This is a genomic window from Bradyrhizobium sp. NAS80.1 (assembly GCF_001908205.1).
Lineage (GTDB): Bacteria > Pseudomonadota > Alphaproteobacteria > Rhizobiales > Xanthobacteraceae > Bradyrhizobium.
Genome location: NZ_LGHL01000301.1, coordinates 1 through 7,548 on the forward strand (window position 1 = coordinate 1; position 7,548 = coordinate 7,548).

At 63.1% G+C, this 7,548-nt stretch carries 9 protein-coding genes and 1 pseudogene; 4 read left to right on the forward strand and 6 right to left on the reverse strand.

The window, feature by feature from the left end:
• Positions 1 to 191, reverse strand: a pseudogene (locus AC629_RS42010) (hypothetical protein); the annotation flags it as partial.
• A 239-nt stretch (positions 192 to 430) separates the two neighbouring features.
• On the opposite strand from AC629_RS42010, the gene AC629_RS42015 reads away from it, so the two are divergent.
• Positions 431 to 1,459, forward strand: coding sequence for a patatin-like phospholipase family protein (locus tag AC629_RS42015; RefSeq protein WP_084810509.1), 1,029 nt, complete (start codon positions 431 to 433; stop codon positions 1,457 to 1,459).
• Positions 1,460 to 1,479: 20 nt separating this feature from the next.
• Here the strand turns inward: AC629_RS42015 and AC629_RS42020 are convergent, their stop codons facing one another.
• The 3 genes from AC629_RS42020 to AC629_RS42030 all read right to left on the reverse strand — a co-directional run bounded on the left by AC629_RS42020 (position 1,480) and on the right by AC629_RS42030 (position 3,793).
• Positions 1,480 to 1,908, reverse strand: a complete 429-nt coding sequence (locus AC629_RS42020) for a CBS domain-containing protein (protein ID WP_084810510.1) — start codon at positions 1,906 to 1,908, stop codon at positions 1,480 to 1,482.
• Positions 1,909 to 2,176: 268 nt separating this feature from the next.
• Positions 2,177 to 2,953, reverse strand: coding sequence for a rhomboid family intramembrane serine protease (locus tag AC629_RS42025; RefSeq protein WP_245332175.1), 777 nt, complete (start codon positions 2,951 to 2,953; stop codon positions 2,177 to 2,179).
• 399 nt (positions 2,954 to 3,352) lie between these two features.
• Positions 3,353 to 3,793, reverse strand: coding sequence for a hypothetical protein (locus tag AC629_RS42030; RefSeq protein ID WP_143199880.1), 441 nt, complete (start codon positions 3,791 to 3,793; stop codon positions 3,353 to 3,355).
• Between the two features lie 362 nt (positions 3,794 to 4,155).
• On the opposite strand from AC629_RS42030, the gene AC629_RS42035 reads away from it, so the two are divergent.
• Together AC629_RS42035 and AC629_RS50845 are read left to right on the forward strand one after the other, a co-directional pair.
• Positions 4,156 to 4,710 (forward strand): PAS domain-containing protein, encoded by a 555-nt coding sequence (locus AC629_RS42035; RefSeq protein ID WP_084810513.1) that lies wholly within the window; start codon positions 4,156 to 4,158, stop codon positions 4,708 to 4,710.
• A 242-nt stretch (positions 4,711 to 4,952) separates the two neighbouring features.
• The gene (locus AC629_RS50845) at positions 4,953 to 5,936 is read left to right on the forward strand and encodes a Crp/Fnr family transcriptional regulator (RefSeq protein ID WP_502693110.1); all 984 of its coding nucleotides are present in this window, start codon (positions 4,953 to 4,955) and stop codon (positions 5,934 to 5,936) included.
• A gap of 81 nt (positions 5,937 to 6,017) precedes the next feature.
• Here AC629_RS50845 and AC629_RS42045 read toward each other — a convergent pair whose 3' ends face one another.
• Positions 6,018 to 6,503, reverse strand: coding sequence for a phasin (locus AC629_RS42045; protein ID WP_084810514.1), 486 nt, complete (start codon positions 6,501 to 6,503; stop codon positions 6,018 to 6,020).
• A gap of 257 nt (positions 6,504 to 6,760) precedes the next feature.
• Here AC629_RS42045 and AC629_RS42050 point away from each other — a divergent pair, with 257 nt between their 5' ends.
• On the forward strand, positions 6,761 to 7,000 hold the full coding sequence (locus tag AC629_RS42050; protein WP_084810515.1) for a PAS domain-containing protein: 240 nt from the start codon (positions 6,761 to 6,763) through the stop codon (positions 6,998 to 7,000).
• A gap of 209 nt (positions 7,001 to 7,209) precedes the next feature.
• Here the strand turns inward: AC629_RS42050 and AC629_RS42055 are convergent, their stop codons facing one another.
• Positions 7,210 to 7,503 (reverse strand): COG4315 family predicted lipoprotein, encoded by a 294-nt coding sequence (locus tag AC629_RS42055; protein WP_502693111.1) that lies wholly within the window; start codon positions 7,501 to 7,503, stop codon positions 7,210 to 7,212.
• Positions 7,504 to 7,548: the final 45 nt, after the last annotated feature.

Below are 7,548 nucleotides of genomic sequence, written 5' to 3' on the forward strand. Positions count from 1 at the left end.
GCGGCGCCAGGCTGACGGCGCCGCCGGGGATCGGGGACCGATGCCGGGGGCACCGGCGGCGGGCGGTCGGAGAAAAGCTGCGCCTGCGCGGTGTTTTGGCCCGGGATAATGAGGCACGCGGCAAGGGTCAGCGCCGGCAGCAGCCTGCCGCTGCGCCGCCATCCGATGATGCCGTCACCCCCGCGAGTCATGTCACCTGCTTTTCACCGAAAACGCGGCAAATTCAAGCCTGGGAAAACCCAGGACATACGGTCCTTTGGAACCTAGTTGACGCCTGCGTGATTAGTCCTGAGGCAACCGTCCATGGCCATACTCCTGCCCCGTGCCCTTCCCAAAGCGGCATAAACCATGCTTCGCCCCGGTTCTGGCGGAGCGCAAATACGGTGCCTAGTCTGATGATTGGGGCTGGCCCTGGCGTAGGAGGGTTTCGGTGCTGGAAATATTGAAGGGTCGGAGCGCAAACGGCTCGAATGGCGAGAAGGTCGGCCTCGGCGCCACCCGCCGGCCGGTCATTGGCCTGGCACTCGGTGGCGGCGCGGCACGCGGCTTTGCCCATATCGGAATCCTGAGAACCCTGATTGCGAACGGCATCGTGCCTGATGTCGTGGTCGGCACCTCGATCGGCGCCGTGGTCGGCGGCGCCTATGCGGCCGGCCAGCTCGACACGCTGGAAGAATGGGGACGCAGCCTGCAAGGCGTGCGCAATATCCTCGGCTATCTCGACATTCGCCTCAACGGCTCCGGCCTGATCGGCGGCGAAAAGCTCGCAACCCGGCTCGAGGAGGCGATCGGCCAGACCCTGATCGAAGACCTCTCCGTCAAGTTCGCCACCGTCGCGACGGAGGTCCGTACCGGCCACGAGATCTGGCTGACGCGCGGCCGCGTGGTCGATGCGATGCGCGCCTCCTATGCACTGCCCGGCATCTTCTCGCCGATCCTGATCGGCGACCGCTGGCTGGTCGACGGCACCCTGGTGAATCCGGTGCCGGTTTCAGCCGCCCGCGCGCTCGGCGCCGAAATCGTCATCGCCGCAAATCTCTCCAGCGACATCTTCACCCATTCCACGACGATCTATTCGCACGGCGCGAAGCCCGATCCGGTCGCGCCCGCGGCCGAGGAGGCGACGGCCAAGCGCCGTTTCCCGCGCTTCTTCTCGCCCGAGAAGACCATGAAGCGCGAGTTCTTCGGCGGCGGCGGCCGGCCCGGCATCTCCTCGGTGATGGTCGATGCCTTCAACATCATGCAGGATCGCATCACGCGCGCCCGCCTCGCCGGCGATCCGCCTGATATGTTGATCACGCCGCGGGTCGGCCACTTCGGCTGGTTCGACTTCCATCGCGCCGAGGATCTGATCGCGCACGGAAGCCGCGCCGCCGAGCGCGCGCTGGAGTCGATCCAGGAGGCGATCGAGGTGCTCGCGCCGGCGCCGGCGGGCAGCGCGCCCAAAGCCGACGAGTAAAGGCGGACGAGCGCGGCCGGTCAGGCCGTCTTGATGTAGTCGCGCAGGGCTTCCTGCTCGGACTCGTATTCCTCGACGCGGCGCTTGACGATGTCGCCGATGGAGATCAGGCCGACCACCTTGTTGTTCTCCATCACCGGCAGATGGCGGAATTTGCCGGTGGTCATCGTCTCCATGAGCTCGGCGACCGTGTCGGTCTCCTTGCAGCTCACGACCTTGCGGGTCATGACCTCAGAGACCGGCTCCTCCAGCACGCCAGCACCGCGCTCGCCAAGCACGCGCACGATGTCGCGCTCCGACAGGATGCCTTCGAGCCGGCTCTGGTTCATCACCAGCACTGCGCCGATCTTCTTCTCGCCGAGCAGCTTGATCGCGGCCGCCAGCTTGACGTCGGGCTCGACGCTCATGATCTGGTGGCCCTTGGTGTTGAGAATGGAACGTACCGTCATTGTCGCCTCCGGAATCGGACCCGGCCGCCTGTTGGCGATCCGGACTTGTTCGCGAGTCTTCAACTAACAGTTTCAGCGCCGGTTTCAGGCTCGGGCGCTATGTGAAGCAACGCATTCCGTTATGCCTGAGCATGATCTTTTCGGCAAACCGCAGCACACTTTGCGCTAACGCGGCCCTTCGGGTCCGGATCATGCTCTAGCGGCTTGCCGCTTCGGAACTTTCTTCAGGGAATGATGGATGAATTCAGGCCGGGCCGCAAGCGCCGCTTCAAATACGGTTCGAAATGTCCTGTGATGACGCATCCGCAGCATCGTTTCGCACGCGCGGCACGGGATCGAACAGGGCGAATAGCAACAGGCCGGCGAAGAAGCCACCGATATGCGCCTGCCAGGCGACGCTCGTGGTTTCGGCGTCGACCCCGATCGCACCAACGCCGAAGATGATGTTGACGCCGAACCACACCGCGAGGAAGGCGACCACGCGCCCGTCGCGCAGCGCGCGCGACAGCGGCAGGGCCGGAACTTTTGCGGCGGTATCGGCGTCCGAACGGTTGAACGAGAGGAAGCTGCCGCGGACGAATGCAAAACGGATCGCCGCCGCCATCGCGCCCGACACCGAGGCCGAGGCGCCGATCATCGGCGCCACCGCATGCTCATGGGTGACGAGATGCGCGAGCGCGCCGGCCGCCGCCGTCACCGCCATGAAGACGAAGAACCTGACAGCGCCGAAGCGGCGCGCCAGCGCGCTGCCGAACGGCAGCAGCCACAGCACGTTGAAACCGAGATGGGTCAAGTTGGCGTGCAGCAGTGAATAGGTGACGAAAGTCCAGACCTTGGCGCCGGCTCCGCCGGGGATCTGCAGATTGAGCAGCGAGGAATCGTAACGTTTCGGAATGAAGCCGAAGACGTCGATGGTCCAGTTCTCGAGATCCGGCGGCAGCAGCACACGCAGATGGATCAGCGCCAGCAGGAGGATATAGGCGGTCAGCGCCACAGGCAGCGTCAGGATCGGCTCGCGCGGAGCCTCCTCGCTAACGACCGGCATGTCCGGCGGGGAATCTTGCGGGGAATCCAAGGCAGCTTCGCTTTCAGGGCGCGATCGGAGCGTTACATTTTCGGAGCGTTACTTGGAGATAGTCGCCTTTGCCCACCCTGTGCAAGTGCACAAACGGAAAAGGGAGGGCCCTGGGAAAAGCCCTCCCCGTCCGTGTCAGCCTTCCGGTACCAGAGGCAATGAAGGTGTATCCCCACCCCTCCCCGCGGCCCGTGACCAAACTGTTTGACGCCTGTGTACAGGCCTCGCCGAGAACCTGGTTGAAAGCGGCGAGGCTTGCGACCGCGGTCACCCTAGCAGGCGTGCTACCAGCGCAAAGCGCGTAGTTAATTTAACGTTAACGACGCAAAGGCGGCTCCCCGATGCCACGGTGCACCGGACCTCTCTGCATCAGTCCGATCGCACCACGGCCCAATAGCTGCGGCGGTTCTCGTTCGGGTCGCTGTTGTCGCTCGTCGAGAACATGATGCCTTGATCGCGCCAGTGAGCGTAGTGCCCCAGACCGTGCTGGCTAATCTCGCGAAAGTTGCAGTGCGCCGGACCGAGCGGCTGCTTATCTTCGAACAGTACAACAGGCGAGCGGCGATCGTCAGACACCGTGGGATCATCGCCCAGGCGGGAAAGCGTTTCGGCATCACCGGGTATCGGCGCGGCGATGAAAGCATGTCCTCCCACCGGAGCGAAAGGAGGCAACAGCTTGACGACCAGACGCCCTGTCGGCGCTGGGTTGACAAAGCTCAGATCAAGCCATGTGGCGAGGGCAAAATAAGCAGCGAATGCCCCTGCGGCGCACATAAGCCAAGAACGCAACCCGACGATTTCATAACTCATTTGTCGCAACTTTTGATTGCAGAATCCAGCCTCACTTGCTTAATGCCACGAACAGCCAGCGGTTCCACCCGTCAAAGAGCATTGGTGGAACCGGCTTCGCGGCAAGGCTGCCTCGTCGACTGCCGGCTGATCTGGAACGCGATCCGGAAATGACGGGGCGTGAGGCCCGCAGGCCATTGGCCTAATTCAGGTCATGGTGAATTTAACGTTAACGACGCAAAGACGGCCCCGGAAGCGCCGAAAACGCGCCTGCGGCATGGACGCTGCAAATCCCCTCCTGCACAAACAACAAAGGGATCGCGGGTGCGCTGAAGCGGGACAGGTTTGTCCCGCGAGGTTGCCCCCGGGGTGAGCGTTCAGTCATGAAACATCCGTCGAGCCGCCAGTTCTTCGCGTATTGGGACAAGAAGCGCGGCACCGCGCGGGCCCCTGACCGGGCCGACATCGATCCGGCGGCCGTTCGCGGCCTGCTCGGCGACATCTTCGTGCTCTCGTGCGAGCAAAACCTGGGCTTCCCGTTCCGCGTCGCCGGCACGCGCGTCTGCGCGCTGGCAGGGCTCGACCTCAAGGACCAGAGTTTTGCAGCGCTGTTTACCGAAGCCAGCCGCAGCGAGATCGAGGAAATCACAACCGTCGTCGCCGACGAGACGTTAGGTGCGATCGCCGGCATCACTGCGGCGCGCGAGGATGGCAGCAAGGCACATCTCGAGCTTCTGCTGCTCCCCTTCAACGCCCGCCCGCACACGCCGGTGAGTGTCACTGGCGTGCTCGCGCCATTCGACGACGAATGCGGCGCGCTTTCAGCCTTCACCCTCACCTCCTGGCGCTATCTGCACCAGCCGGAGAAATTGCTGCCGCGCGCGATCCGCAAGCTGCAGATCGCACGCGGGCTGATGGTGTATGAGGGGCTGCGGTAGTGCCCCCCTTGTGTCGGGCGCGCGGCGCCAGCGCACCGCTCCGATCTTCAGCGCGAAAGTCTGACGAGGTCAGACGCGCCGGCCCGACACCGGCGCGCGGGCTTGCTATCCGTCAGTGGAACCTTACCTCTCAACGTGAGTTTGCTCCTTTTGCCGTAGCAAACGTCTGCGCTGCAATGCGGTTCGGCCGGAGAAGATGCGTTTGCTAGCCGCCGAGCCTCCGTCGAGGGACGATTCCCGTGATGGAGCACGCAACCAGAGTTGGTAATCGCCTGTTAGCTGCGTTACCGCCGGCCGACTTCGCTTTGCTTGCACCACATTTGCGCAAAGTACCACTCCAGCAGGATGCAGTCCTGTTTCGATCGGACGACCGGATCGAACACCTTTACTTCCCCTGCAGCGGCGCGATCGCCCTCATCATGGAATTGCCGAACGGACAGACGGCCGCAACCGCCATGATCGGCAACGAGGGCGCCGTCGGACTCCTGACGGCGCTCGGCCCGGTCCGATCACCTATGAAAGCGGTTGTCCGCGTGGCCGGCACCGCACTGCAGATCTCGCCTGCACGGTTTCAGGCGGCGCTCGAACGTAGTCCCGCCCTCGCAAGTACGGTTCAGATTCTCATCAGGGCGATGTTGACGCAATTCCAGCACGTCGCGGCCTGCAATGCGCTGCACTCGGTCGAAGCGCGCCTCGCCCGCTGGCTACTTCACATTCACGATCGGACGGATGGCAGTAACGTCCTTCACTTGACGCAGGAGACGTTGTCGGAATTGCTCGGCGTCCGGCGGACCACGGTCACGCAGGTCGTGAGCGCACTTCGCACGTCGAGGGCCGTGAAATCCAGTCGGCGCGGCCAAATCGAGATCGACAGGCGGCGGCTCGAAGTCGCCGCATGCGAGTGCTACAAGGTGATGAGCCGCAAGATCGATCGGATCGTTTCGCAAGATGCTCCAAGGCTCCTTCACGCCGCACCGGCGCGGAACGGCTCCCCGCCCCCCCGACTTCCCGTTCGCCAAGACCTCGTAGACCCAGGCCTCCCTGGCGAACCACTCGTGCGTCGCCGCGCATATCCCGCAATAGGTGCGCGAAAAGAAGACGACGCTGCATCGAAACCTCTCGCGATCCATCTCGATGCCTGTCGGAATAGCGCTTCCCGTTTCCGGGCACCTGATCATCACCATACCCATCCTGATTTCCTCCAGCTTGGCATCACCTCACAGTGAGGGATGGCCGCCACCGGCTGGACGGCGTCTCTTCTCGCGAAAACGCTCGTCCAGCCGATCCGCGCGGCGGGTCGCTTCGATTCAAGCAGGCCTACGCAAGACCCGGTTGAAACTCTGCTTGATCGGCTCGGCGGTCTCGGTCGCGACCTTCCGAGCCAGATCCCAAAGCTCCCGGTTCTGGGCGGAGGCCGCTTCAAAGGTCTTGCGACCGTGGGCGCTGGAGAGGTTCACGATATCCGCAAACGACCTCGCATCCGCAAGCTGGGAGAGGAATTCCAGCGCGGAGGTTGTATTGGTGTTAGATATTTCGATCACCTTGGTGCCGTAGTCGGCGGCACGCTTGGCATTGGTTGAGCAGGCATCGCAGAGACCTTCGGTGATCTCCTCGGAAGCCGTCTTCATCTGCTCGAAATCTGCCTTGGCCCGCGTTGCGCCTTGTTCGACGAGATTGCCGAAGATCGTCTGGATGTTGAAAAACGGTACGTCGAACTGGAGCTTTGTGCTTCCGTTGGCCACTCCGTTCTGCGGCGCGGAATTCGTGTCGGCTTTCACATCGGCATCACTCACGGGCTTTCATCCTTTCAGATAGTGAATTGAAGACTCCCCGACGCGTCCAGGTGCGTGCTGCACCAGAACACCAGTGCCCCTACTTTCATGGCGATGGGATGCTGCGGCGGATGTGCCGCTCTCGCCCCTGCCGAAGCCAACTATGATCGAGGAGACTCGAACTTTCTGTTCGCTTTCGGACTCTCAGCTTGATTTAATTCGAACCGCGTGATGAGCGGCGCAAACAGCATTTTGCATCGTTGAAGTTGTTGCGATCCATGCGCCAACTTGAGATTGCCGCAACTCGGCCTGCTGCCCCCGCCGGCACGCGCGTTTGCGCGCTCGCAGGGCTCGACCTCAAGGACCAGAGTTTTGCTGCGCTGTTTACCGAAGCCAGCCGCAGCGAGATCGAGGAGATCACGACCGTCGTTGCCGACGAAACGTTAGGTGCGATCGCCGGCATCACTGCCGCGCGCGATCCGCAAGCTGCAGATCGCACGCGGGATGATGGTGTATGAGGGGCTGCGCTAAGAACGCGCTCGTGTCCCGGACGCGCTGCAGCGTGCAACGCTGCTGCGCAGAGCCGGGACCCAGCAGGTCGCGTATCCAGATGCGAGATGGGCCCCGGCTCTGCAGCGCACCGCCACAGGACGATGCTTCGCATCGCCAGGGTAGCGCTGCGCTGCGTCCGGGGCACGAGACCTTCTCAGTCGTCAAATACTGAACGTTACGGCATCGCCAGATGCCAGGCACCATTCAGGAAGCCGTCGCCGGTGGTGTCGCCGGGCTTCTGGTCCTTGGCAAAGGTGTAGAGCGGCTTGCCCTTGTAGGCCCACTGCTTGGAGCCGTCGTCGCGCGTGATGATGGTGTAGCCATCGCCCGCGGCGTCGCTGGCCTCGGCCTTCAGCACCGGCCAGTTCGTCGCACACGGGCCGTTGCAGGCCGACTTGCCGTCCGCATCCTTGTCGAAGGTGTAGCAGGCTGTTGAAGAAGTCGGTAGCGAAGCGTTTCGTGTCGTGATTCTCTAGGATCAGGATTTAACTAGGGGGCGCGATGCGTGGGAGTG

Bases quoted from the DNA above. Each gene is read 5' to 3' on its own strand.
- AC629_RS42050 (WP_084810515.1), top strand. From the start codon at position 6,761: ATGCGCCAACTTGAGATTGCCGCAACTCGGCCTGCTGCCCCCGCCGGC.
- AC629_RS42020 (WP_084810510.1), bottom strand. From the start codon at position 1,908: ATGACGGTACGTTCCATTCTCAACACCAAGGGCCACCAGATCATGAGC.
- AC629_RS42035 (WP_084810513.1), top strand. From the start codon at position 4,156: ATGAAACATCCGTCGAGCCGCCAGTTCTTCGCGTATTGGGACAAGAAG.
- AC629_RS50845 (WP_502693110.1), top strand. From the start codon at position 4,953: ATGGAGCACGCAACCAGAGTTGGTAATCGCCTGTTAGCTGCGTTACCG.
- AC629_RS42030 (WP_143199880.1), bottom strand. From the start codon at position 3,793: ATGAGTTATGAAATCGTCGGGTTGCGTTCTTGGCTTATGTGCGCCGCA.
- AC629_RS42025 (WP_245332175.1), bottom strand. From the start codon at position 2,953: ATGCCGGTCGTTAGCGAGGAGGCTCCGCGCGAGCCGATCCTGACGCTG.